Annotated in this window: 24 protein-coding genes and 1 tRNA gene; 17 read left to right on the forward strand and 8 right to left on the reverse strand. The window is 66.7% G+C overall.

All coding sequences use genetic code 11. The annotated features are described in order from the left end of the window. Positions 1-1,131, reverse strand: coding sequence for a glutamate--cysteine ligase (locus tag ABD716_RS00705; protein WP_344772749.1), 1,131 nt, complete (start codon positions 1,129-1,131; stop codon positions 1-3). A 553-nt stretch (positions 1,132-1,684) separates the two neighbouring features. Beyond that, positions 1,685-2,173: a GNAT family N-acetyltransferase gene (locus ABD716_RS00710; RefSeq protein ID WP_344772950.1), complete on the reverse strand. Its 489-nt coding sequence runs from the start codon at positions 2,171-2,173 to the stop codon at positions 1,685-1,687. Between the two features lie 183 nt (positions 2,174-2,356). Here ABD716_RS00710 and ABD716_RS00715 point away from each other — a divergent pair, with 183 nt between their 5' ends. From ABD716_RS00715 to ABD716_RS00770, 12 genes are all read left to right on the forward strand, one after another. Next, entirely contained in the window at positions 2,357-3,883 is a 1,527-nt protein-coding gene (locus ABD716_RS00715) for an ABC transporter substrate-binding protein (protein ID WP_344772751.1), read from the forward strand. Positions 3,884-3,974: 91 nt separating this feature from the next. Continuing rightward, positions 3,975-4,934, forward strand: coding sequence for an ABC transporter permease (locus ABD716_RS00720; protein ID WP_344772753.1), 960 nt, complete (start codon positions 3,975-3,977; stop codon positions 4,932-4,934). Beyond that, a complete protein-coding gene (locus ABD716_RS00725; RefSeq protein WP_344772755.1) occupies positions 4,931-5,818 on the forward strand; it encodes an ABC transporter permease in 888 nt (295 codons plus the stop codon). The genes ABD716_RS00720 and ABD716_RS00725 overlap by 4 nt, the downstream gene beginning before the upstream one ends. Next, on the forward strand, positions 5,818-6,810 hold the full coding sequence (locus tag ABD716_RS00730) for an ABC transporter ATP-binding protein (RefSeq protein WP_344772757.1): 993 nt from the start codon (positions 5,818-5,820) through the stop codon (positions 6,808-6,810). Before ABD716_RS00725 ends, ABD716_RS00730 begins: the two co-directional genes overlap by 1 nt. Further along, positions 6,807-7,847, forward strand: a complete 1,041-nt coding sequence (locus ABD716_RS00735; RefSeq protein ID WP_344772759.1) for an ABC transporter ATP-binding protein — start codon at positions 6,807-6,809, stop codon at positions 7,845-7,847. Before ABD716_RS00730 ends, ABD716_RS00735 begins: the two co-directional genes overlap by 4 nt. After that, positions 7,844-8,680 (forward strand): M55 family metallopeptidase, encoded by an 837-nt coding sequence (locus ABD716_RS00740; protein ID WP_344772761.1) that lies wholly within the window; start codon positions 7,844-7,846, stop codon positions 8,678-8,680. The genes ABD716_RS00735 and ABD716_RS00740 overlap by 4 nt, the downstream gene beginning before the upstream one ends. After that, a complete protein-coding gene (locus ABD716_RS00745) occupies positions 8,677-9,606 on the forward strand; it encodes an isoaspartyl peptidase/L-asparaginase family protein (RefSeq protein ID WP_344772763.1) in 930 nt (309 codons plus the stop codon). Before ABD716_RS00740 ends, ABD716_RS00745 begins: the two co-directional genes overlap by 4 nt. A 37-nt stretch (positions 9,607-9,643) precedes the next feature. Continuing rightward, the gene (locus tag ABD716_RS00750; RefSeq protein ID WP_344772765.1) at positions 9,644-10,507 is read left to right on the forward strand and encodes a MurR/RpiR family transcriptional regulator; all 864 of its coding nucleotides are present in this window, start codon (positions 9,644-9,646) and stop codon (positions 10,505-10,507) included. Between the two features lie 312 nt (positions 10,508-10,819). Continuing rightward, positions 10,820-12,057 (forward strand): IS3 family transposase gene (locus tag ABD716_RS00755; RefSeq protein WP_425553361.1). Its coding sequence is split into 2 segments (ribosomal slippage): positions 10,820-11,099 and positions 11,099-12,057, totalling 1,239 coding nucleotides; the frame shifts between segments, so codons are not numbered across the junction. Between the two features lie 200 nt (positions 12,058-12,257). After that, positions 12,258-12,917, forward strand: coding sequence for a TetR/AcrR family transcriptional regulator (locus ABD716_RS00760; RefSeq protein ID WP_065629397.1), 660 nt, complete (start codon positions 12,258-12,260; stop codon positions 12,915-12,917). Next, positions 12,914-13,783 (forward strand): 3-hydroxyacyl-CoA dehydrogenase, encoded by an 870-nt coding sequence (locus tag ABD716_RS00765; protein ID WP_338857828.1) that lies wholly within the window; start codon positions 12,914-12,916, stop codon positions 13,781-13,783. The genes ABD716_RS00760 and ABD716_RS00765 overlap by 4 nt, the downstream gene beginning before the upstream one ends. A 1-nt stretch (position 13,784) precedes the next feature. Further along, positions 13,785-15,590, forward strand: coding sequence for an oleate hydratase (locus ABD716_RS00770; protein WP_344772774.1), 1,806 nt, complete (start codon positions 13,785-13,787; stop codon positions 15,588-15,590). 151 nt (positions 15,591-15,741) lie between these two features. On the opposite strand, the gene ABD716_RS00775 is transcribed toward ABD716_RS00770, so the two are convergent. Continuing rightward, on the reverse strand, positions 15,742-16,116 hold the full coding sequence (locus tag ABD716_RS00775; RefSeq protein WP_344772776.1) for a sulfate permease: 375 nt from the start codon (positions 16,114-16,116) through the stop codon (positions 15,742-15,744). A 200-nt stretch (positions 16,117-16,316) separates the two neighbouring features. On the opposite strand from ABD716_RS00775, the gene ABD716_RS00780 reads away from it, so the two are divergent. Next, on the forward strand, positions 16,317-17,567 hold the full coding sequence (locus tag ABD716_RS00780; protein ID WP_344772778.1) for an AlbA family DNA-binding domain-containing protein: 1,251 nt from the start codon (positions 16,317-16,319) through the stop codon (positions 17,565-17,567). 55 nt (positions 17,568-17,622) lie between these two features. On the opposite strand, the gene ABD716_RS00785 is transcribed toward ABD716_RS00780, so the two are convergent. Both ABD716_RS00785 and ABD716_RS00790 read right to left on the reverse strand, forming a co-directional pair. Further along, complete coding sequence (locus ABD716_RS00785) at positions 17,623-18,237, reverse strand: DNA adenine methylase (RefSeq protein ID WP_344772780.1); 615 nt, start codon at positions 18,235-18,237, stop codon at positions 17,623-17,625. Further along, positions 18,234-18,470: a hypothetical protein gene (locus tag ABD716_RS00790; RefSeq protein WP_344772782.1), complete on the reverse strand. Its 237-nt coding sequence runs from the start codon at positions 18,468-18,470 to the stop codon at positions 18,234-18,236. Before ABD716_RS00790 ends, ABD716_RS00785 begins: the two co-directional genes overlap by 4 nt. Here ABD716_RS00790 and ABD716_RS00795 point away from each other — a divergent pair. Continuing rightward, complete coding sequence (locus tag ABD716_RS00795; RefSeq protein WP_344772784.1) at positions 18,453-18,998, forward strand: hypothetical protein; 546 nt, start codon at positions 18,453-18,455, stop codon at positions 18,996-18,998. The two genes, ABD716_RS00790 and ABD716_RS00795, sit on opposite strands and share 18 nt — an antisense overlap. Here ABD716_RS00795 and ABD716_RS00800 read toward each other — a convergent pair. Continuing rightward, positions 18,964-19,036 (reverse strand) — tRNA-Arg (locus ABD716_RS00800). The genes ABD716_RS00795 and ABD716_RS00800 overlap by 35 nt on opposite strands. 105 nt (positions 19,037-19,141) lie before the next feature. On the opposite strand from ABD716_RS00800, the gene ABD716_RS00805 reads away from it, so the two are divergent. Beyond that, on the forward strand, positions 19,142-19,870 hold the full coding sequence (locus ABD716_RS00805; RefSeq protein WP_344772786.1) for an HAD family hydrolase: 729 nt from the start codon (positions 19,142-19,144) through the stop codon (positions 19,868-19,870). Between the two features lie 10 nt (positions 19,871-19,880). On the opposite strand, the gene ABD716_RS00810 is transcribed toward ABD716_RS00805, so the two are convergent. Both ABD716_RS00810 and ABD716_RS00815 read right to left on the reverse strand, forming a co-directional pair. Continuing rightward, positions 19,881-21,149: a hypothetical protein gene (locus tag ABD716_RS00810; protein WP_344772788.1), complete on the reverse strand. Its 1,269-nt coding sequence runs from the start codon at positions 21,147-21,149 to the stop codon at positions 19,881-19,883. A gap of 67 nt (positions 21,150-21,216) precedes the next feature. Continuing rightward, positions 21,217-22,119 carry a DNA-formamidopyrimidine glycosylase family protein gene (locus ABD716_RS00815; RefSeq protein ID WP_344772790.1) on the reverse strand — a complete coding sequence of 301 codons (903 nt, stop codon included), beginning with the start codon at positions 22,117-22,119 and terminating at the stop codon, positions 21,217-21,219. A 59-nt stretch (positions 22,120-22,178) separates the two neighbouring features. On the opposite strand from ABD716_RS00815, the gene ABD716_RS00820 reads away from it, so the two are divergent. Both ABD716_RS00820 and ABD716_RS00825 read left to right on the forward strand, forming a co-directional pair. Continuing rightward, on the forward strand, positions 22,179-23,222 hold the full coding sequence (locus ABD716_RS00820; RefSeq protein ID WP_344772792.1) for a ketopantoate reductase family protein: 1,044 nt from the start codon (positions 22,179-22,181) through the stop codon (positions 23,220-23,222). Between the two features lie 49 nt (positions 23,223-23,271). Next, positions 23,272-24,846, forward strand: a complete 1,575-nt coding sequence (locus tag ABD716_RS00825; RefSeq protein WP_344772796.1) for a phospholipase D-like domain-containing protein — start codon at positions 23,272-23,274, stop codon at positions 24,844-24,846. The last annotated feature ends 63 nt before the right edge of the window (positions 24,847-24,909 follow it).

Consider the following 24,909-nt stretch of genomic DNA (forward strand, 5'->3'; position numbering starts at 1 on the left):
CTACCGAACGGGCAGCGGGCGCTCGGCGTCGAACTCCGCGATCAGATGCTTCACGACCGCGGTGAGGTCGCCGTCATGGCGCTGCGCGACCGACAGCTGGCGCTGGTAGCCGGCGCCGAGGTCGAGGATCGTGTGCAGGGCGGCGAGCTCTGCGCGGCATCCCAGGTCATCGGCGATCGGCTCGAGCTGCGGCAGCGCCTCGCGCAGGTGGTCGGCCACCTTCGACTCGCGGCCCGCGCGGTCGACGATCACCTCGACGTCCATGCCGTAGCGCGCCGCGCGCCACTTGTTCTCGCGGTGGTACCAGGGCTGCAGCGGCTCGAACTCCTCGCCCGCGTCGAGACGGCGCGAGAACCACTCGACGAGGCACTGCGCGAGCGCCGCGAGCGCGCCGAACTCGAAGGTGTTGCTCACTGAGTCGCAGGCGCGCAGCTCGATCGTGCCCCACCGCGGGGCGGGGCGGATGTCCCAGCGCAGCTCGGTCACCTCGCTGATGACCCCCGTGCGAATGAGGTCGTCGACGTAGCCCTCGAAGCCCGCCCAGTCGGGAAGCTCCCACGGGAGGCCGGCCGTCGGCAGCTGCTGGAACACGAGTGCGCGGTTCGAGGCATACCCGGTCTGTTCGCCCGCCCAGAACGGGCTCGACGCCGACAGCGCCTCGAAGTGCGGCAGGAACTTGGTCAGCTGGCCGATGATCTGCATGACCTTGCGCCCGTCGTCGACGCCGACATGCATGTGGATGCCCCAGATCATCAGGTTCCGGCCCCACCACTGCGCCCGGTCGATCAGGGTGCGGTAGCGGCTCTTCTCGGTGATGTTCTGGTCCTGCCACTTCGCGAACGGATGGCTGCCCGACGACAGCAGCCGGACGTTGTGCTTGTCGGCCTGGCTCCGCACGGCGTCGACGCGACCGCGGATGTCGTCGATCGCGTCGGCGATGCGCTCGCGCGGGTCACTGGTCAGCTCGATGGTGTTCGTGAGCAGCTCTGCGGTGATCTTCTCGCCGCCGTCGAGGACCTGAAGGATGCCGGGCGCGGCGGGCACGAGGCCGCCGGTCTCGCCGTCGGCGAGCATCAGCTCCCACTCGAGGCCGACCGTCGAACGTGCGGATTCTGCGAAGGGGATCTCCATCTCGCCGAGTGTGCCACGGTGCCCGGGCGGCCCGGCAGAGCCTTGCGCCATCAGGTGCCGAGCCGGTAATCGGGCGCCGTATTTCGGCACCTCTCGATGCACTACGGTTAGGCGCAGATACGCGAGAAGCCCCGGTTTCCCGGGGCTTCTCACTGTTGCTGTCTCAACACAACGTGCACCCGCTGAGGAACTATTCAAATAGGAAGCGCGCCACCAACGAGAACCGGGCGCTGCTTGCGGATGCCCAGGGTTCGTCCCGGTCCGCCGGGGAATCGGGCACGAAGCAGCGCCAAGTGCAGAAGCGCCTCGGTGAGACAGCGGTCGCGTCACTCATCCAGCTCTACCGTGAGGGCGAGACGACCTACGACCTCGCCCGACGGTTCGAAGTGCATCGGAGCACAGTTGTTCGCCACTTGGAGAAGGCGGGTATCCGTCGACGCGGCGATCATCAGCCGGAGAGGCATTGCTGAAAACGATTGAGGCTATCGTCGTTACGAACCGATTGCCGAGACCCTGCTGATCCTCGGCATCCGCTCCGCCCTCAATTCAGGTTCTATCGCGGCGCCAGGGCGCGCGTCATGCGTTTCCAGACCGGGTGCGGCGAGGGCTCTTCTGCGAATCCTGAAGCCCGATAAGCGCGCTCCGCCGCATCGTTTCCGGGCACCACGAACAGGGATGCTCTTGCGAAGCCGTCGTTCTCGAGCTCGGCGATGGCCGCCTCGACGAGTTCCCGCGCAAGTCCTTTACCGCGGGCGCTCGGTGCCAGGATCACGCGTACCAGGCGCGCCTCCTGCTCGGAAACCTTCACGCGCTCGATGTGTCCGAGAACAGGCTCTGGGGCAGACGTTGCGACCGCTGTCCAGGCCGTCACCTCTGGCTTCTCAATAGCGTCCAGAAGCGCCTCGCCACTGAGCGGCCAGTTTTCGGTGCCGCCGAGAAAGCCCGCAAGCTCTTCAGGGCTGCGCACCCAGGACGCCACAAGACGCGCTTCCTCCCTCGCAAAGGGCCGAAGACGCACACGCAAGGCGCCAGCAGGGCTCATGTCCACCTTTTGAGGAGCTTAACAAACGTAACATTCCTGAAAAATATGTGTCTTACTGTAACGAACAGTACGCATCCGTGCCAGGGTTGCGTGGCAATACTTTCCGCAAATTCCCCGCAGCACCACTGACGAAAAGGGACGAGGTATCCCATGAGACAACCGCTTCGTGTCGCAGCCATCGGAATGGCTGTGACGTCCGCGATACTGTTGACCGCCTGTAGCGGCAGCGGCACTGGCTCAAACACCGGAAGCACGGCCGCCACGGGCGGCGATCTGGTGATCGCTCGCGCGGCAGACGCCATCTCGATGGACAACACGTCGACGTTCGACAACAACTCGATCTTCGTGCAAGAGCAGATCATGGAGACGCTCTTCACGGTCACCGATGACGGCCAGGACGTGAAGCCGTGGCTGGCCACCGGATACAAGATCTCCGACGACGGGCTGACCTACACGATCAACCTGCGCAAGGGGGTGAAGTTCTCTAACGGAGACCCCATGACCGCCAAGGACGTGAAATTTTCCATCGACGCCGACACCGCCACCGGCAACGACGGCTGGGGATACATCAACGCCGCCATCGACACCGTCTCGGTCGTCGATGACAGCACGGTGCAGATCAAGCTGAAATACAAGTGGGCGCCGTTCCTGGCGGATCTTGCTCTGTTCAGCAATGCCGTCGTCCCAGCCAACTATGGAGGCAAGACCAAGGCAGAGTTCTACCAGGCTCCCGTGGGCACAGGTCCGTTCAAGTGGGGCTCCTGGAAGAAGGGCCAGTCCCTCAAGCTGGTGAAAAACACGAACTACTGGCAGAAGGGCAAGCCCTACCTCGACAGCGTCACCTGGAACGTGGTCGCGGACTCCAACACCCGCAAGCTTCAGTTGCAGGGCGGCCAGATCGACATCGACGACACCCCGGACTGGTCGAGCTTCCAGTCGCTAAAGACCGCATCGGGCGTGAAGGCGGTCACCTTCAATTCCACCTATGAGGAGTACCTCGCCTTCAACCAGAAGCACGCGCCATTCAACGACGTCCACATCCGCCGTGCCATCGCCTATGCGATCGACCGCAAGGCCATCGTCAAGTCGGTGCTGTTCGGCAACGGCACCGTGGCGAACTCGCTGCTGTCCCCGGGCACCCCGTACTACGACAAGAATGCCACCGCTCCCAGCTATGACCTGGCCGAGGCCAAGAAGGAGCTGGCACAGTCCTCGAAACCGGACGGTTTCACCACCTCGATCCTGATCGCCTCGGGCAACGCCGACCAGCAGTCGATCGCACAGATCCTGCAGCAGGAGCTGGCGAAGATCGGCATCACTCTGAAGATCCAGACGCTGGACCCGACAGCCAATAAGCAGGCCCGCAACGCCGGCAACTTCGACATGACCCTCTCAGCGTGGACGATGGACATCCCCGATCCTGACGAGTGGACCAGCTTCGCCGTCGACCCCGACGGTGGCTCCAACTCGGCCTTCACGGGATACAACAACCCCGCCGTCGTGAGGCTGAACAAGAAAGCGCAGCAGACAACCGACAGCGACGAACGGCAGAAGCTCTACAGCCAGCTGCAGGACCAGACGGGCCAGGATGCCTTCCTCGCCTACCTGTATTACTCGCCGTACGTCTACGCGACGAGCGACAAGGTCAGCGGCTTCACGGTGACTCCGCTCGGCAACTATCACCTCGAAGACGTCAAGAAGTCCAAATAGGACCTACCTCGGCCCCCACCCTGTGCGGCCGGGAGGCGCCCCACCTTCCGGCCGCACATCTTGCTGACCCCGCCCACGAGAGAGAGTGACGATGACCCAGCGACTGCGGTTCGTCCCCTTCCGGCTGCTGCAAGCCATCCCCGTGCTGTTCGGCGTCACGCTCGTGGTCTTCTTCATGGCCCACCTGCTGCCCGGTAACCCCGCCATCGCCCTGCTCGGAAACCAGGCCACACCGGACAAGGTCGCCGCGCTGACCAAGTCCATGGGTCTGGACAAGCCCCTCTGGCTGCAGTATCTGCTGTTCCTGGGCAACCTGTTCCGCGGTGACCTCGGCGACAGCCTCGCTTACCAGGAACCCGTGGTCGGCCTCGTGCTGAATGCCGTCCCGGCCACCCTCACCCTGGTCTGTTACGCGCTGATCATCGCACTCGTCATCAGCATCCCCCTGGCAGCGGTGGCATCCTCCCGCCCCGGCAGCCTGCGCGACCAGAGTGTGCGCACCTTCACGTTGCTGGGCCAAGGCATGCCCCAGTTCTGGGTCGGCGTCATGCTCATCCTGCTGTTGGCAGTCGGCATCAAGGCCTTCCCCGTCGGTGGCTACGGCGATACCGCCGTGCAGCACCTCTATTACTTGTTCTTGCCGGCTCTCACGATGGGCATCGCGATGTCCCCGACCATCGTGCGTAGCCTGCGCTCCTCAATGATCACCGTGCTCGATTCCGAATACATCGCCACTGCCCGCTCCAAAGGCACCTCCGGCACGGGGCTGTTCCGCATCCATGTGCTGCGCAACGCGGCGATCCCCACCGTCTCCATCGTCGGCGTCAACCTCGGCTACCTGGTCGGCGGCTCCCTGATCATCGAGCACGTCTTCGCCGTGCCCGGCCTGGGCTCGCTGATGGTCAGCTCGATCTTCTCCCGCGACTTTCCTCTCATCCAGGGCGTCGCCTTGTTCGTGGCGCTGTTCGTCGTTCTGGTCGGCATCCTGACCGACGTCGTCTACACGCTCCTGGACCCCAGGGTCGACCTCGGAAAGGCGGAAGGCCGATGACCGCCACCCCTACCGACGCCCTGGTCGCGTTCAAACAGCGCCGCCGCGCCGGACGCACCCGCTCTGTCAAAGCCTGGTACCGCAACGGCACCCTCGTCTCCGGCATCGCCATCGTCGGCGCCCTGATCCTCATCGCACTCCTCGCCCCGATCATCGCCCCAGCCGATCCCATCCAGCAGCACCTGCAGCATGCACTCCAAGGTCCCAGCTGGCAGCACCTGCTCGGCACCGACAAGTTCGGCCGAGATGTGCTCTCCCGCCTGATCTGGGGAACCCGCGTCGACCTACGCATCGGCTTCCTGGCCGTGCTGATCCCCTTCGTATTCGGCAGCGTCCTCGGCGGTCTGGCCGGCTACTTCGGCGGCTGGCTCGACACCATCATCATGCGCATCGTCGACGTGTTCTTCGCCTTCCCCTTCTACATCATCGTTATCGCCCTCGTCTTCGCCCTCGGATCCGGCGAGACCAGCATCTACCTGGCCATTGCAGCGGTCTCCTGGGTCTCCTACGCCCGCATCGTGCGCGGCGAAGTCCTCGTCGCCAAGAAGCAGGACTACGTCACCGCCGCCCGCCTCGGAGGCTTCTCCCACGCCCGCATCATGCTGCGCCACATCGGCCCCAACGTGCTGTCCCAGGCGATCATCTACGCCATGAGCGACATCGTCATGGACATCATGGCCATCGTCACCCTCGGCTACCTCGGCCTCGGCATCGAACCGCCGACGGCCGAGTGGGGCTCCATGATCTCCGACGGTCAGGAGTTCATCACGACCCTCTGGATGCAGGCAACCATCCCCGGCCTGGCCGTGGTCGTCACCAGTCTCGGCCTCTCCCTGCTCGGCGACGGCATCGCCGACCTCATCAGCCCCGAACGGAGGAAATGATGACGGGCACCTCCCTGCTACGCGTCACCGACTTGACCATCGGCGTGCGCCGCTCCAAGACCGACGCCCTCATCCTGGTCGATAAGGCCAACTTCGAGATCGCCCCCGGCGAACGCTTCGGCATCGTCGGCGAATCCGGCTCCGGCAAATCCATGACCTTGCGTGCCATCGCCGGGCTCCTCCCCAAAGGCGTCAGCGTCCTCTCCGGCACCGTCGAATACAACGGCCGCGACCTGCTGGCCATGCCCGCCACCCAGCGCCGCGCTCTGATGGGGCCGCAGATCGCGATGATCTTCCAGGAGCCGATGACCGCGCTGAACCCCACCATGCGCGTCGGCGAGCAAATCGCAGAAGGCGCACGGCGCCGCCAGCACCTCACCAAGACACAGGCCCACCAGCTCGCGGTGACAATGATGCGACGCACCGGAATTCCCGACGCCGAACGGCGCGCCCGCGCGTGGCCGCACGAGCTCTCCGGTGGCCTGCGCCAGCGCGTGATGATCGCCATGGCCCTAGCCGATTCCCCCAAGGTACTGCTGTGTGACGAGCCCACCACTGCTTTGGACGTCACCGTGCAGCACCAAATACTGAAGCTGCTCGAGCAGCTGTGCGAACAGACCGGAACCGCACTGGTGTTCGTCACTCACGACCTGGCTGTAGTCAACCAGACCTGCCAGCGGCTGGCCGTCATGTACGCCGGCAAGCTCGTCGAACAAGGACCCGTCTCCGAAGTCTTCACGCTGCCACGGCACCCCTACACCAAGGGGCTCCTGGGCTCCGCCCCGGATTTCGACCAACCCGACCGGGTCCTCATCCCGATCCCCGGCTTCCCACCCAACCTCGCCGCCCGCCCGGCCGGGTGCCCCTTCCAGCCCCGCTGCGCCTTCGCTACCGAGCACTGCGCAACCGTAGAGCCCGAACTGGAGGCGGTCGCCCCCGGCCGCCTCGTTGCCTGCTTCGAGAGCGCCCGGCTGGAGAAGGAGGTCGCATGAACGACGCAGTCCTGTCCGTCATCGGCGTTCGCAAGGAATATGCGGTCGGCTCTGGCAAAACCCACGGCACCCTCAAAGCGCTCGGCGGCATCGACCTCAATCTGAACAGGGGCGAGATCCTCGCCCTGGTCGGGGAGTCCGGCTCCGGCAAATCCACCTTGGCCAAGATCCTGGTCGGTTCCCTCAGCGCCACCGCCGGGAACGTGCACGTCGACAGCACCCCGGTGACCACCAACCGCGACCGCGCCACCAGCAGGCGCATCCAGATGGTCTTCCAGGACCCGTACTCATCACTGAACCCGCGCATCACCGTCGGCGGCATGCTCGCCGAGCTGCTCAAGTTCCACCGCGTGGTTCCCAGGAACCAGATCCGCGCCGAAAGCATCCGCCTGCTGAACGTCGTAGGTCTGAACGAGGATGCCCTTACGGCCTACCCCAGCCAGTTCTCCGGCGGGCAGCGCCAACGCCTCGCCATCGCCCGGGCCCTTGCCCCACGCCCCGAGATCCTCATCGCTGACGAGCCGGTCTCCGCGCTCGACGTGTCCGTCCAGGCGACCATCCTCGAACTGTTCAGCCAGCTGCAGCGCGACCTCGGCATCAGCATCCTATTCATCGCCCACAATCTCTCGGTCGTGCAGCACCTCAGCCAGCGCATCGCTGTCATGTACCTCGGCCGTATCGTCGAGGTCGCAGAAACCCGAGAACTGTTCGCCAACCCCAAGCACCCTTACACTCGCGCCCTGATCGACTCGATCCCCCGCATGAGCGCCGGAGCCGTCAACGACGCCTTCGAAGTCGATGGCGAGCCACCCAGCCCGATCAACCTGCCGTCAGGCTGCCGCTTCAGCCCACGCTGCAAGCTCGCCACTCCCGCATGCCGCAGCATCGACCCGGCACTGACCGCCGTCGGGCCCAACCACGCTGCCGCCTGCATCAAAGCCGATCAGCTGGAACCTTACGTCTTCGCGTCCCGCACCACCGCCGCCACAAACGGCACACCCACCACCAACACACCGACCAAGGAGGCCCTACGGTGAAGGTCTGGATCTCATGCGACATGGAAGGCGTCGCCGGAATCGTCGATTGGACACAGTGCCGCCCGGACACTCCGACCGCCTACGCCCTCGGCTGCAAGCTCACCCTCGATGAAGTCAACGCCGCCATCGAAGGCGCTCTGGACGCCGGCGCCGACGAGATCATCGTCAACGACTCCCACGGCCGCATGGCCAACCTTGACCCCGCCGCACTGAAAGGCAACGCCCGCTACCTCGCCGGCCGCCACAAGCCCATGTACATGATGCAGGGCCTGGACGAGAGCGTCGACGCGATCTTCTTCATCGGCTACCACGGCTCCATCTCCGGACGCCCCTCGGCCATGTCCCACACCTACAACCCCGAGGTATTTCAGGCAGGGCGCGTCAACGGCACCTATGTCGGCGAAAGCGGAATCAACGCCCTCGTGGCCCAGCACTACGGCGTGCCCATCGCCCTGGTCAGCGGCGACCAGATCACCCGCGAAGAGACCCTGCCCTTCGCGCCCGACGCAGAATACGTGGTCACCAAGGAGTCCATCACCCGCTTCTCGGCGCTCAGCCTCCACCCGGAGGAGTCCCGCGCCCGCATCCGCGCCGCCGCGAAGGCGGCGATCGAGAAGGTCGCCGCCGGCCAGATCCTGACCCCATCCATCCCCACCCCGGCCCGGCTCGAGCTGGACGTGCAGACCGCCGATATGGCGGACGTCGCCGCCTGGGTCGGCGGCGTCACCGTCGAGAACGGCCGCACCGTCGTCATCGAAGGCGAGGACCTGCTGAACGTGTTCCAGCGCTTCGTCGCCGTGAACTACATCACCCGACAGGCCGGTGGCCGGTGAGCCGCGACCTCCAGCTGAAACTCATCAGCTCCACCTCCAGCACCGGCTACTGCCTTGTCCTACACGCCGGCGCCGGTGGCCGCGTCGAAGAGCTCTCACTGGAAGACCAGAAGAACTACAGCGAGGGCCTCGAAGCCGCCTACCGGGCCGGCGAGACCGTCCTCGAAAACAGGGGAACCGCCCTCGACGCCGTCTGCGCCTCCGTGGCCAGCCTCGAGGACAACCCCTTGTTCAACGCCGGCCGGGGAGCGGCGCTGACCGCCACCGGACGCGCCGAGCTCGACGCCGCGGTCATGACCGGAGACGGCCAGGCCGGCGCCATTGCAGCCTCCCGCCACGCCCGCAACCCCATCCACGCGGCGCGGAAGGTGATGGAGGAAACCAAGCACGTCCTGCTGGTCTCTCCTACCGAGGAACTCGTCACCGGATGGGGCCTGGAGACCGTCGAACCCGACTACTTCATCACCGAGGCCCGGCAACGCCAGCTGCGCAATGTCCGAGACCGTCTCCTGGCGGGCTCCCGCCACGGCACCGTCGGCGCTGTCGCCGTCGACAAGGCCGGGCGCATCGCCGCAGCCACCTCAACCGGAGGCATGGTCAACCAGTCGGACGGCCGCGTCGGCGACACCCCGATCATCGGCGCCGGCACCTACGCCCGCAACGGACTCGCCGGGGTCTCCTGCACCGGAGAAGGCGAAGCATTCATCAAGGGAGCCGTCGCCCACGACGTCACCTCCCGCATGCGCTACCTCCACGCCGCCCTCCCCGCCGCCGTCGCAGCCACCATCGACACCGAGCTCACTGCCCACGACGGCTCCGGCGGCCTCATCGCCGCGGACGCCCACGGCAACCTCGTCATCGCACACAACTCCCCAGCCATGTTCGCCGCCTACCGCGACGGCGAGAAAATCATCACACTGACATGATGAACAACGACCGCGCTACTGAGGGAAGGACGCGATCGTGACCGGGACGATCAAGGACGAATTCTTCGCCCGCATGGATCTCCTCAGCCCCGCCGAAAAGAAAGTCGCCCGCGCCCTGCTGGCCGACTACCCCAGTGCCGGGCTGAAAAGCGCAGCATCCCTCGCCAAGACCGCCGGCACCAGTACCCCCACCGTGTTACGCCTGCTGTCCCGCCTGGACATCGGCACCTACCCCGAGTTCCAAGAACGACTCCGTCAAGAACTCTCCGGGCGCGGCAACAGCCCCGTCAGCCGCGCCGAGAAAAGCATTAGCTCCACCCCCGAGACAGCCCTCGACCGCTCTCTGATCGCCCGATCCGAAGTCGTCCGCACTGTGCTCGAAACCGTCCCACCCGGCGAGTTCGACGCCGCAGTCAAAACGATCGCCGCCTCCGAGCGCATCGTCATCTCCGGCGGCTACTTCTCTCGCTACATCGCCCGCATCCTCGGCCTGCAGCTCGACCAGCTGCAAGGCGGGGTAACCGTAGCCGAAGAACCCCTTGGACGCGACGCCGCCCTCTACTTCGGACTCGACCGCAACGCCACCGCCATCGTCTTCGACATGCGCCGCTATGAAACCACCGCCAGAAAAATCGTCACCCTCGCCAAGAACCGTGGCGCCCGCGTCCTGCTCATCACCGACGAAGAGCTCTCCCCTGCCGCCGAAGACGCCGACATCGTCCTCCCAGTCCGCGTCGACGCCGCCCCCTTCGACACCTTCGTCGCCGTCCTCGCCCTCACCGAGAGCCTCGTCGACGCCACCTTTCGAACCATCGGCGAACCCGCCCTGCAACGCATGCGCGAATGGGAAGAGTCCGTCCAAATCAGCAGAACAGTACGCCAAGAACAGGCCAGTTCCTAACACCGCGAGATTCAGCGCCAAAGGCGCCTCATGTTTCGTGTTTCACCCCGCCTGTGCGGTTCAATGCATGTGGGCCTTGGGTCGCTCGAATGCCATCCATCGAGGCGTGACACTTGCCGGCGAACGCACGGGGCACATAACGGCGGGGCGCGCCTGATCGAAAACATGACGCCATGTCAACCTCGGCCACGGCGGTGGTGGCAGCCGTTCGGACCGGACCCGTAAGGCTCCGCGAACGATTGACGTCCACCCAGCTCTGCTCCAGAGTGAATCGCTCTGGGTTTGGTTCCGCTTCCTTTGCGAGGATGAATCATGCCCCGTCAGTTCGCGCCGGAGTTCCGGCAGCGTGCGCTCAGGATGCTCGAGGAGGCGCTTCCTGAGCACGAGACCGAGTACGCGGCGATCCGTCATGTCGCCACGAAGCTCGGCATCGGGCCCGAGACGCTGCGCAAGTGGCGCCGCAGGTCCGAGATCGATTCCGGCCAGCGGCCGAGAGTCACCTCCGCCGAGCAGGCGGAGATCAAGCAGCTCAAGCGGGAGATCGCCGAGCTGAAGAGAGCCAACGAGATCCTGAAGACCGCGTCGGCGTTTTTCGCCGCGGAACCAGGCCGCCCCACGACGAGATGATCGCCTTCATCGATGTGATGAAGCATCGTTTCGGGGTCGAGGCCATCTGCCGCACCCTGGGTGCGACGGACTGTGGGTTCCTCACCGCCCGCGGCTACCGGGCCGCCAAAGCCCGGCCGCCGTCGGCGCGCGCCACCCGCGACGGGCTGCTGGGCGAGGAGATCGCCCGCCTCCACGCCGAGAACTACGGCGTGTACGGCACCCGCAAGATGCACCAGCTGATGAAGCGGCAGGGCTGGGCAATCGGCCGCGACCAGACCGGGCGCATCATGCGCACCCTGGGACTCCACGGGGTGAAGCGCTCCAAGCGGATCTACACGACCCGCCCCGATCCGGAAGGCGCCCGCCCGGCCGACCTCGTCAAGCGCCGCTTCGCCGCCGAGGCGCCCGCACGGCTGTGGGTGGCAGACATCACCTACGTGGCCACCTGGTCCGGATTCGCCTATGTGGCGTTCATCACTGACGTGCACACCCGCAAGATCGTCGGCTGGAACGTCGCCTCGACCCTCAAGGCCGAGATCCTGCCCCTGCAGGCCCTCGAGATGGCCGCGTGGGGCGCCGGCGGCAACCTTGCCGGGCTCACCCACCACTCCGACCACGGCTCGAACTACATGGCCATGGTCTACACCGACCGCGTCCTCGAGCTCGGCGCGAAACCCTCCACCGGAACCGTGGGCGACTCCTACGACAACGCCTTGGCCGAAGCCGTCAACGGGCTCTACAAGACCGAGCTGATCCGCCGCCGCGGCCCGTGGAAGACCGTTGAGCAGGTCGAAGTCGCCACCCTGGAGTACGTCTGGTGGTGGAACAACCAACGCCTGCACTCCGAACTCGACTACCGCACCCCAGCAGAAGTCGAGGCAGCCTTCTACGCTGACCACGAACCACCCGAACTGGCAGAGGCCAGCCTCGGAAACCAATAGGAACGAAACCCAGGGCGATTCACACCCCGCTCCCAGCCGGCGTGCACGCGCCCGTCGCGGTGATCGGCCTGGAGACACTCATGACCGGTCAATCGCACGTATCGGACGTGCGCGTGCGGACCCTACGACAGCGAGGTCGCATGTGTTGCGCGCTCCTCGATAATGAGTACGCTCATTCTTGTGGACGAAAGGGCGATCTCATGACGGCGCCGCAGGTCCTGGGCCGTCGCGAAAGGAACATGCAGCTCAAGCACGAGCGAATCTTCGCCGCGGCGGCTGAGCTGTTCGCAGAGCGCGGCTTCGCGGCCGCGACGACGCAGGAAGTGGCCGACCGCGCCGGAGTTGCAGCGGGCACCGTGTTTCGATACGCGGCGTCCAAGAGCGAACTGCTTCTCATGATCTATAACCGTATGTTCCGTGAGGCCATCGCTGAAGGCGTCGGCTCCGCGGCGAGACCGATGGACGCCGTGGACGCGGTCCAATCGATTGTCATGGCGGTTTTCGACGCGTCGATGGCGTCGCCGGAGAACAGTGCTGCGTATCAGCGAGAGCTGCTCTTCGGCCCCGCATCCGAGCGATACCGTGCCGAGGGACTCGCGATCGTCGCCGAAATGGAGGACACGATCGCGACACGACTGCTCGCTGCCGCCCCCGAGATGGATGCCGACTCCGCGCGACTGACCGCAGCCTCCGTGTTCGCGGTCCTGCACCTGGGCATCGCGCGCTCATCGACCCAGGCACATCCAGGGCGCGATGCCCGCCAAGACCTGCACGATCAGGTCCACCTCATTCTCGCCGGGCCGGCGTCGTCGAAGACGCAGGCTGGTGCCAACCAACAACAGAAGGGCAACCAACGATGACTGATATCACTCATGTGACGGTTCTAGGGACGGGAGTGCTGGGCTCCCAGATCGCCTTCCAGACCGCCTACAGCGGTTTCGCGGTGACGGCCTACGACATCAGCGACGAGGTGTTGGAGAAGGCGCGGCAGCGTTTCGCCGGCCTCGCCGACACCTACCGGGTGGACGGTGTCGCGGGCGATGCCGAAGGCAAAGCTGTCGCAGCGCTGGATCGCGTCCGCTACAGTGCCGACCTGGCCGACGCGGTGAAGGACGCTGACCTCGTCATCGAGGCGATCCCGGAGATCCTCTCGCTCAAGCAGGAGACCTACGAGAAGCTCGGGAAGGTCGCGCCCGAGAAGACGATCTTCGCGACGAACTCGTCGACGCTGCTGCCCAGCGATCTCAAGGACTTCACCGGACGTCCGGAGAAGTTCCTCGCGCTCCACTTCGCCAACCAGGTGTGGAAATACAACACCGCCGAGGTGATGGGGACCGCCGACACGGACCCGGCCGTCTTCGACGAGATCGTCGCCTTCGCCGGAGAGATCGGCATGGTGCCGATCCCAATCCACAAGGAGAAGGCCGGCTACGTCCTCAACTCCCTCCTGGTGCCCTTCCTCAACGCGAGCTACGCACTCGCGGCCGGCGGTTATGCCGAGCCAAAGGACATCGACAACGTGTGGCGGATCGCCACCGGAGCCCCGCTCGGCCCCCTCCAGATCACCGACATCATCGGTCTCACCACTCCGTACAACATCCTCTCCAACGCGGGACCGGAGGCGAAGCCCCTCGCGGAGTGGCTGAAGGCGACCTACATCGACCAGGGCAAGCTCGGCATCGCGACCGGCCACGGCTTCTACGACTACACGAACACGGGAGAGTGACATGTACTACAGCAGCGGCAACTACGAGGCCTTCGCCCGCCCCCGCAAGCCCGAAGACGTCGAGAAAAAAACCGCCTGGTTCGTCGGGGCGGGTCTGACCTCGATGGCGTCGGCGGTGTTCATGATCCGCGACGGACAGCTCCCCGGGAACAGGATCACGATCCTGGAACGGCTCGACCTGCCAGGCGGGGCGCTCGACGGCATTCGCAAGCCCGAGAAGGGCTTCGTCATCCGCGGCGGCAGGGAGATGGAGGACCACATGGAGTGCCTGTGGGACCTCTTCCGCACCATCCCGTCGCTCGAGGTCGACGGGTCGGTGCTCGACGAGTTCTACTGGCTCAACAAGGACGACCCCAACTACTCCCTCAACCGCGTCACGCACAACCAGGGCGAGGAGTTCGTCACGAACAACGAGTTCGGGCTGACCGACAAGGCACAGAAGGACATGGTCAAGGTCTTCCTCGCCTCCCGCGAGGAGATGGAGGACAAGCGCATCGACGAGGTGTTCGGGGAAGACTTCCTCGACAGCAAGTTCTGGCTGTACTGGCGCACCATGTTCGCGTTCGAGAACTGGCACTCCGCCCTGGAGATGAAGCTCTACCTCCACCGCTTCGTGCACCACATCGGCGGCCTGCCCGACCTGTCGGCGCTGAAGTTCACCAAGTACAACCAGTACGAGTCGCTCGTGCTCCCGATGTACAAGTGGCTGCTCGACCAGGGCGTGAGGTTCGAGTTCTCCACCGAGGTCACCGACATCGACTTCGCCTTCGACGGCGACCGCAAGCAGGCCACCCGCATCCACTGGATCAAGGACGGAGTCGAAGGCGGCGTCGACCTCGGTGCGGACGACCTCGTCCTCGCGACGATCGGCTCGCTCACCGAGAACTCCGACGACGGCAACCACCACCGCGCCGCGAAGCTCGACGAAGGCCCGGCGCCGGCCTGGGACCTGTGGCGACGGATCGCAGCCAAGCATCCCTCCTTCGGGCGTCCCGACGTGTTCGCCGGCGACATCCCCAAGACCAAGTGGGAGTCCGCGACCGTCACCACCGTCGGCCCCGAGATCCCCTCCTACATCGAGAAGATCGCCAAGCGCGACCCGTTCGCAGGCAAGGTCGTCACCGGCGGCATCGTCACCGCGAAGGACTCCGCCTGGCTGATGAGCTGGACCGTGAACCGGCAGCCGCACTTCAAGGCGCAGGCGGATGACGAGATCGTCGTCTGGGTGTACGGACTGTTCGTCGATGTCCCCGGCGACTACACGGGCAAGACGATGCAGGAGTCGACCGGCGAGGAGATCACCCAGGAGTGGCTGTACCACATGGGCGTGCCCGCCTCGGACATCCCGAGGCTGGCTGCCGACGGTGCCAAGACGGTGCCCGTCATGATGCCCTACGTCACCTCGTTCTTCATGCCCCGCAAAGCCGGCGACCGTCCCGACGTCGTGCCCGAGGGAGCCGTGAACTTCGCGTTCATCGGACAGTTCGCCGAGACGACCCGCGACACCATCTTCACCACCGAGTACTCCGTGCGCACCGGCATGGAAGCCGCCTACCAGCTGCTCGGCATCGACCGCGGAATCCCCGAGGTGTTCAACTCCACCTACGACCTCCGCTTCCTGCTCAAGGCCACCGCACGCCTCCGAGACGGCAACGAAGTGGAACTGCCCGGCCCGAAGTTCGTCGGCAATCGCATCATTAAGCGCCTCGACCACACCCAGATCGGCCAGCTCCTCACCGACTTCGGCTTGATCCCCGAAGTCGCCGACACCGTGAGGCGGAACCGCTCCGACGACGCGATCTCGTAGCCTCACCGAGTCGTCGCGCTCGTTCGCTCAGAGCCGTTGTAAACCTTCGTGGAGAGTTTGAGAACTTTCCCCGGCCGCTCGCAGGCTTCCCGCTGCCGCTCGTGCGCTGCGCGGTTGGGGACCACGGTGCGGGTGTCGATCGCGGCGCGCATCAGGCCACGCTCGCTTCCGTATAGGCGACAGACTCCATCGCGTCGTCCTGACGTCGGGCTCGGCAGCGGGCGACGGCCTCCTGGATGCGAACGCGGACCAGCAGCGCGAGGCTGACCGGCCCCATGACGATGAACTTGAGCGCGTTCCAGATGAGCAGGAGCACGAGCAGGCTGAGCCAGCCGGGGCCGCCGTCTGCGAGGAGGTTGGTGCAGATGCTCGCGGCGAGCAGGTAGGGCGCGGCCAGGAGCATCGCGGGGATCCCCCATTTCAGGCCGCGGCGGGTGCGGATCAGGTCGAGCAGGATGTTGGTGGGCATGTAGCGCCGCAGGAAGTAGCGGGTGCGGACGCTCATCGCCCAGAGTAGGCGAAGCATGGTCGGGCCTCTCATCAACACGTAGTTCTCCGTCGAGGAGGCAGTACGTGGATGATCGCCCCGAAGGGCCCTGTCCCGAGGGACCCGCAGAGAAGGAAACCTGCCTCGCCTTCCACTGTACGACTGACCGGGGACAGGAGGAAGAGAGGGAGCGAAGTTCTCCGCAGGTCGTGTCGGCGATCCTCCCTACGCTGGGGGCCATGACGTTCACAGCTCTACACCGAGCGCTCGGCCTCGCACCGTCACCGTTGACCGATGACCTGCTCGATGCGGCGGTGACCGCGGGCGTCGTAGAGGCGAACGATCTGGATTGGAAGGCGGAGCTGCCGCCGGCGAAAGGGCTGCCGCAGACAGACTTCCCGAAAGACGTTGCCGCGATGGCAAACAGCGGTGGAGGCATCATCGTGTTCGGTGTGCGCGAGTCGCAGAAGGCGGCGGTCGAACGAGTCGACGCAGGTGAGCTGGACGAGGCATACGAGCGTTCCTTGCGGAGCGCGGCGATCACCGCCATCTCACCGCCTGTCTTCGGGCTCAACGTGCATAGTCTCGGAGCCGAGGGGAACCGGGCCGTCGTGGTGGAGGTGCCCGGGAGCATCGACGGGCCGCACTTGATCTACAAGAACGACTACTTCGCGGCGCCAGTGCGAAACGACTCAGACACCGTGTGGATGAGGGAACGGCAGATCGAGGCGATGTACCGGGCTCGGTTCGACGAGCGCCGACACGCGACTGAGGCGTTGGATTCCCTGTACGGCGAGGCTGCAACAGGCAGAGACTCCGACAAGCGCGCCTGGCTGATCGCGGTTGCCCACCCTCGCATCCCTCGCCTCCGTGACAGGCTGACTCGCGAGGAAACGCGAGCGGTGCTGACGAAGACCGTGGGGCTGGCACTGACCTATGCCGGACGCGGAGGCATCCACCCGCTCGAGAACGTCGACCGTGACAACCCGCGTCCGGGATTGCGGCGCTGGGTCGCTGTGAACACGGCGATCGGTGAACGCTCGGTCTGGAGAGAAGCCTGGATGAGCATTCATCATGACGGCTCGGTCACGATTGCCGCGGCTGTCGGCGGGCATCGCATGAGCAGCGACGGGTACTTCGAGGGCTGGCAGGTGGAGTCTGCCGCGATTGAGTGCGCCATCGCCGACCTGATGGCGCTCGTGAGGACCACGGCGGAGGCGACCAACAACGACGAGTACGACGTGCGTCTTGGGATCGAGTGGACCGGCGAGCAGCCGTTGACAATTCTGACGAAGGACAACATGGGCTTCACCTACGACGGTGTCTCAGTCCCGCTGCACCGCTACACGCCGGTTGAGACAACCGTGAACGCCATCGAGCCGGCGCTCGACTACTACTGGCACGTTCACGGCCTCGCCGAGGACTGCGTGAATCAAGGCGGCATCTCAAACCTGCTGATGATCCAGCCGCCGGAGCGCGAGGAGGCGTAGTTCTCGCGCCTCCCTCTGCGGTGGCGATCCTTCGTCGCGTCGGAGCGGGCTGCGTCTACGTTGTCGGCGTGAGCGGCCAGCCTTGTCCAATCTCTGGAACGGACTCAGAGAGCACGGCGACCTCAGTGGCCTTGCCGACACGATGCGCCGAGTAGTGGAGCTCGAACTCTCGACGGCGGCGTGCCGCGTAGAGCTCCGCTACCTGTGGAGCGTTGTCGTAGGTAAGAACCCATGGTCTATCTGCGACGGAGTCGAGGACTCTCGCAAGGTCTTCGTGGTCGGTTGCAGAGAAGGCGTTGAGGTACAACGACCCGGCCTTCTCAAAGTAGGGCGGGTCGGCGTAAATGAAGACATCGTCCTTTGGGGCGTACTCAGAAATGACGTCGATGCCATCGCGCGAGGTCGGGACGATGTTTTCCGCATAGAGCGACAGTATGCGGATACGTTCAGCGAGGCCGTCCCGGTTGAAGCGGGCGTCGATCTTGTAGTTGCCAGTTTGGTCTAGCCCTCCGACGCCGCCCGCGTAGGGCTCGACGTAGGTGCAGCCTGCTAGGTCCATGTCCCGGATCATCTTGCGAAGGCGCGAGTACAACGCTGATTTGCCGCCGGGGTACCGGAGCGGTGAGATTCGCGGGCGGCGCGTGGAGACACCGATGTCGCTCGCCGTCATGGCTTCATCACATATCTCATGATCGAGTCGATGGAGGCCCACATTGAGAACGCTTGATCGGGATCGACCAGGAAGTGGTGGTTGTGGTTGATCGCATTGAGCGAGTCACCCGAGTTTGTGTAGGTCACGAGTTTCCCTGTCCTGACGCCCTCGATGACCTGGATCAGGTACTTCGGCCCGTTCGCCTTGACGTAGTCCAGCAGCCAGTTCAGAGTGTGGCTGAGCTGCACCATGAGTTCGACCGGCTCATGTCGGCCGAAGCGGATGAGCTCGCCCAGCTCACCGCCAACCGTGACCGGCTGGAGCACGAGCAGGACCGGCTCATGCAGGCCCACTACGCCGACGCGATCCCGCTCGCCGTCCTCAAACGAGAGCAAGACCGCATCCTCGGCGAACTCGACCAGGTGACCCGTCGCCTTGACGCGCACCACGGCGAATACACCGACGCCCGCGCCCACCTGGACGACGCGCTGAACCTGCTCGGGAACTGCGCCGACATCTACGCTCGCTGCGACGACGCCAACCGACGCCTGTGCAACCAGGCGTTCTTCACCAAGGTCTACGTCGATGAGGACGACGAGCTGCGCGTCGAGAACGCCCGCCCCTTCGAGATGCTGCTCGATCCCACCGTCAACGCCGACGCGCTCACCTGGGCCGCGGACGCGGACAAGGCCCGAACCCCGGCCATTGATTCTGTGGGCCAAGGTTCGAGCCTTGTGCGTTGGGTGCGCCTGGAGGGACTCGAACCCCCAACCTTCTGATCCGTAGTCAGATGCTCTATCCATTGAGCTACAGGCGCGAACGCAACCTGAAAAGGATAACAGGGGCACACCGCGCCGCCCAAATCGAGGACGGGCGAGGCCGGCGAGACGACCCGGATGCCGCCGGGTGAAAAGCTGGTCGTGTGAGCTTCCCCGATCAGGCATCCGACCCCGCACCCGATCGCCCCCACGACGCGCGCACGCCGGCGAACAGGCCCGTCGTCCTCTGGGACATCGACGGCACGCTCGTGCACGAGACGCGCGGCGAGGGCTCGCGCATGCAGATGCGCGCGATCCGCGAGGTGCTCGGCGTCGATCTCGAGCGGCCCGGCTTCGGCGCGGGGGCGACCGAGCGCATGGTGTGGGGGCGCCTGTTCGAGAATGCGGGGATGCCGGTGCCCGACGACCTCGCCACGCTCGAGGCCGCCATCGATCGGCTCTACGTCGATCACTTCCTCGAGGTGCCGCGCGTGGCGATTCCCGGCGCGGCCGAGGCGATCGCCGCTGTCGCCGAGGCAGGCCTCGTCAACTCGGTGCTGACCGGCAACGGCCGCCCCGTCTCGCGCATGAAGCTCGAGTCGGCGGGCCTCGACGTCAGTCTCTTCGACTGGGATGCTGCGTATTTCGGCCGGGAGTGGGCGGACCGCGTCGAGATGGCGAAGGCCGCTCGGGCGCGGCATCCGCGCGCCGTCATCGTCGGCGACACGGTGAACGACGGCGCCTGCGCGGTCGGCTCCGGCATTCCCTGGATCGCGGTGGGCACGGGCGGTCACCCGCGCGATGAGCTCGAGGCGTTCGCCCCCGTCGCCTGGTTCGACGACCTGGTCGGGCGCGAAGCCGAACTCGTCGCGGCGATCCGCGCGGCGGTCTGAGCGCCGCGGCTCACGGGTTCGCGTAGAACCACAGCACCGCCACGCACACGGGCTGCGCGGCGATCGCGACGGCGAGCAGCGTGCGCCGCAGCCACGGGCGATCGACGATGCCGCGGTCGCCCAGAAGCGGCGCGAGCGGAATCGCGACCCGGAACACGCTCTGCTGCGGCATGAACACGGCGAGCAGGTACAGAGCGTAGGACACGCACGTCGCGAGGATCTCGACGCCGAGCGAGCGGATGCCCCGCCTGCCGACCCACAGCGCAAGCAGCACCACCGCCGCGACCATGATGAGCACCCCGACGACCCCGAGGTAGCGCCAGCCGAGCTCGAACCAGGCGGTGAACGGCTTGAAGTCGGTGTGGCCGAGGAATCCGTCGCGCCACGACAGCTCGGTGGCGGTGTACGCGTTCCGCACGCCGGTGGCCGCCCAGGCGATCGCCGGCCACGCGCTGCCGGCGAGGCCGGTCACGAGCACCGCGATGGCGAGTCTCACGCGCTCGGCCGCGGGGAAGGCATCCACAGCCCGCCGCCGCCAGCGCACGACGAAGACGATGGCGAGCGCGAGGGTGAGCGCCAGGGCGCCGGGGCGCGCGAACGCGGCGAGCACGGCGGGAACGAGCAGCCAGCCGTACTGCCGCCGCTGCATGAGATAGAGCGCCGAGAAGAACAGGAAGAGGAACAGGCTCTCGGCATAGGCGAGCTGCAGCACGAAAGCGAGCGGGCCGAACGCGAACAGGGTCGCCGCGAACCAGCCGCTGCGCTGGCCGACCCGGTCGCGCACCACGAGATAGAGCATCACCGTCGCGACGCCGCCGAAGACGATCGAGACCACCACACCGGTGCCCGCGAACCCGGTGCCGAGCGCCCACTGCACCGCGCCGACGAGCAGCGGGTAGAGCGGCAGGAACGCCCAGCTGTTGGGAGCGATCGTGCCGTCCGCCGAGCGGGGCAGCACCCTGGGGTAGCCGTGGCGGACGATCGAGTCGTAGTGGGCGCTGTCCCACATGGCGGAGATGTCGGTGAAGCTCGGAACGTGCGGCGACCAGCCGCGCGGCGTCAGCTCGAACGACGGCGTCTCGGTGAGCCAGGGCAGGTGCCAGCCGTGCGCCACGACGACCAGCATGCCGATGCCGAGCAGCACCGTCGAGAACACGCGCGAGACCGCATAGAGGGCCACGACGGCGAGCACCTGGCGCCCGATCGGGCGCCGGAGCAGCTCGATCCGGGATTCGGGGTCCGTCAACGATGACGTGGGCGCTGAACCGGCGGTAGACATCGTCCCTTCACGCTACGCCGCGTTCGTCGGCCGATCGTGCGCGTGCGCCGTTTCCCGGCGCGCTCCGCTACTTCAGCAGGCGCGAGAGGACCCGGTCGGCGAGGATCTTGCCGCCCGTCTGGCAGCCCGGGCAGTACTGCAGGCTCGAGTCGTGGAAGATCACCTGGCGGATGGTGGCGCCGCACACCGGGCACGCCTCGCCTGCCCGGCCGTGCACGCGCAGCCCCTCGTGCTTCTCGGCTTTGAGCTCGCTCGCCGCGAGGCCCTCTGAGCGGGCGATCGCCTCGCGCAGGGTGGACTGCAGGGCGTCGTAGAGGCGGTCGCTCTCGGCATCCGTCATCGCGGCGGCCTTGAACGGCGACATCTTCGCCGCCCACAGGATCTCGTCGCTGTATGCGTTGCCGATGCCCGCGATGGTCGCCTGGTCGCGCAGCACGCCTTTGATCTGCGATCTGCCCGCAGCCGCGAGGATGCCTGCGAAGACGTCTTTCGTGAACTCGGGGGCGAGCGGTTCGGGGCCCAGGGTGCGCACGCGCTCGATGTCGTTCGGGTCGCGCACGAGGTGCAGCTGAAGGCTCTTCTTGGTGCCGGCCTCGGTGATGTCGAGACCGGCGCCGTCCGGCTCGAGCACGAGGCGGGCGGCGAGCGGGTTCCTCGGGCTGCGGCCGCGGCGTGCGCTCGTCTTGGGCTCGCCGTCGCGCCACCGCACCCAGCCTGCGCGGGCGAGGTGCAGCACGAGATGGACCGGCTCGCCGCCGCCGGAGCCGTCGCCCGAGCCGCCGATCGTGATGTCGAGGAACTTGCCGTGACGGGTCACGCTTGCGATGGCGCGGCCCATGAGCGCGTCGGGTGAGATCTGGAAGGTCTTGAGCGCGTAGATCGCGAGGATGTCGAGGCGGCGGACCACCCGGCCCCTGAGGCGCGCGTCGAGATCGGCGGCGAGCGCGTGCACCTCGGGCAGTTCGGGCATGCGGCAGTTCTAGCACTGTGCGCCGACGTTCACCCCGCGCGGTGCATAGAGTGACACCGATGAGATACGTCATCGTCGGCACCGGCGCCATCGGCGGAACGCTCGCAGCGCGGCTCGCCCAGCACACCAGCACTCCCCCGCTCGTCGTCGCCCGTGGCGAGAATGCGGCGGCCATCAGGGCCAGGGGCCTCGTGCTGCGCTCACCCGACGACGAGGTGCGCGTCGACGCGCCGGTCGCCACGAGCGCGGCGGAGGCCGAGCTCACGACCGATGACGTTCTCGTCTTCGCCACCAAGACCCACCACTTGCAGGCGGCTCTGCTCGAGTGGGTCGACCGGCCGGTGCGGGATGCGTCGGGCGAAGTCGTCGGCACGGCCGGCGAACTGCTGCCCGTGCTGACGGCGCTCAACGGCGTCGAGGCCGAGCGGCTCGCGCTGCGCTACTTCCGCCGGGTGTACGGGGTCTGCGTGTGGCTGCCCGCCGTGCACCTCGCGCCGGGCGAGTTCACGGTGCGCATCGCGCCGGTCAGCGGGCTGTTCATCATCGGGCGGTACGGGGCGCCGGGCGACCAGGCCGCCGAGGTCGAGCTGCTCGAGATCATCCGCTCGGACTGGGAGCGCGCGTCCTTCCGCGTGCACCTCGTCGACGATGTGCTGGGGTGGAAGCACCGGAAGCTGCTGAGCAACCTCGGGAACGCGATCCAGGCGCTCGTCGGCACCTCGGGCGAGGCGTCCGACCCGGCCGCCGACGAGCTGTACGAACTCGCCCACCGTGAGGGCCTCGCCGTATATGCCGCGGCCGGCATAGGCATCCCGACCGACGACGAGGAAGAGCTCTGGCGCGGCGGCATCTTCGACGTGCGCCCCGTGCCCGGCGTCGACGGCCCGCTCGGCGGCTCGTCGTGGCAGTCGCTCGCGCGCGGCTCGGGCTCGATCGAGACCGACTATCTGAACGGCGAGATCGTGCGCATCGCCCGCTCGTCGGGCGTATCGGCGCCGATCAACGAGGGGCTGCAGCGCCTCGCCCGCCAGGCCGCCGCGGAACGCCGCGCGCCGGGCTCGCTCACGGCCGCTGAGCTGCGGCGACTCCTCGTCGGGGAGTGATGCGCGGCGGCACGCCGCGATGTCACCCGTGCGGGGTATGGTCACCGCCGTGACCGACTCCTCCGCCGCGCTTCGTGATCTCGCCGCCCTGATCGAGCGCCGCCTCGACGCCTTCAGACTGCCCGAAGTGCTCAGTGTGAGGCCCGGCTTCGAGCTCGTCGACGGCTGGGTCACAGCGACGCCGGCGATCATCGTCACCGTCGACGCGGAAGCGCCCCACGGCCTGCCCTCGGAGGTGGGTGGGCACCCCGTTGACGTGCGGGTCGCGTCGGCACGGAAGCGGGCCGCCCTGCTCGACCCGGCCGCGTACACGGCTGCCGGCGCCACCGCGCCCGACCTGGGGAAGGTGCCCGAGTTCGAGGGTGAGATCGTCGTCGGGGATCGTCTGGGCCAGGCATCCCCCGCCCCATCGCCCGATCTGCGTGCGGAAGCCGCCACGAGGCAGCAGCTGCCGTACACGCCGCCGGCCGGCGTGCCGCTCGCGCCCGTGTCGGGCGAGCTCACGGTCGACCTCGCCGCCTCGCCCGACGCAGGGTGGTCGCAGCTCGGCACGTTCCTCGCTGCGACCGAGCACGAGCTCGTGATCGGCCTCTACGACTTCACCTCAGCGCACGTGCTCGCCGCCTTCGAGAAGGCCGCCGCGGGCAAGAAGGTCACCATGACGCTCGATCACCCGTCGAGGAACCCGACCGCCGACCAGACCGATGAGCAGACCGTCGCGGCGCTCGAGAAGGCGCTCGGCGACGAGCTGAGGCAGGCGTGGGCGCTGTCGGGAATGGACCCGATGGCCACCGCCACCGTCTTCCAGACGGCGTACCACATCAAGGTCGCTGCGCGGGATTCGGCGGCCGTCTGGGTCTCGAGCGGCAACTGGAACAACTCGAACCAGCCCGACATCGACCCGGTCAATGTGAAGGCCGATGCGGATGCTGCGCGCGCCGGCGACCGCGACTGGCACGTCGTCGTGCGCAGCCCCGAGCTCACCACGACGCTCGCCGCCTATCTCGAGAACGACTACGAGGTGGCGGCCCAGCACAATCAGTCCGCCGCCGCGTTCCGGCAGCCTCAGCTGCTGCGGCCGGCAGCCCGGACTCCCCCGTTCGCGCGATTCTTCGCGGCGCAGACGATCACCGATCAGATGACGATCACGCCCGTGCTCACCCCCGATGCCGGCAGCTACGTCGACGCCGTGAAGAGGCTGATCGCGAGTGCGACGGCGACCCTCTGCCTGCAGTTCCAGTACATCGAGCTGCCCAAGACGACGGATGCCACGAACCGGGCGTTCGTCGACCTGGTGCAGGCCGTCATCGATCGGCAGAGGGCTGGGGTGGGCGTGCGCATCATCATGAGCGAGTACGAGACCGTCGGCTACCTCGAGCAGCTCCAGACGCTCGGGCTCGACGTGGCGGGCAGCGTGAAGCTGCAGAACAACGTGCACAACAAGGGCATCGTCGTCGACGGCCGGGCCGTGCTCGTCTCGAGCCAGAACTGGTCGAGCGCCGGCGCCCTGCGCAACCGCGATGCAGGCGTGATCATCGAGAGCGAGAGGGTCGCCGCCTACTTCGGGCAGCTCTTCGAGCATGACTGGGAACATCTGGCGACGCGCCAGGTCGCCGAAGACTAGGTGGATGCCCGGCGTGCGGCGCGGAGTCCGCGCACGCGCCTGCCCACCCGCCGCGCCCCGGCG

Origin of the sequence: Gryllotalpicola kribbensis, from assembly GCF_039538245.1 — a bacterium.
Taxonomy (GTDB): Bacteria; Actinomycetota; Actinomycetes; order Actinomycetales; family Microbacteriaceae; genus Gryllotalpicola; species Gryllotalpicola kribbensis.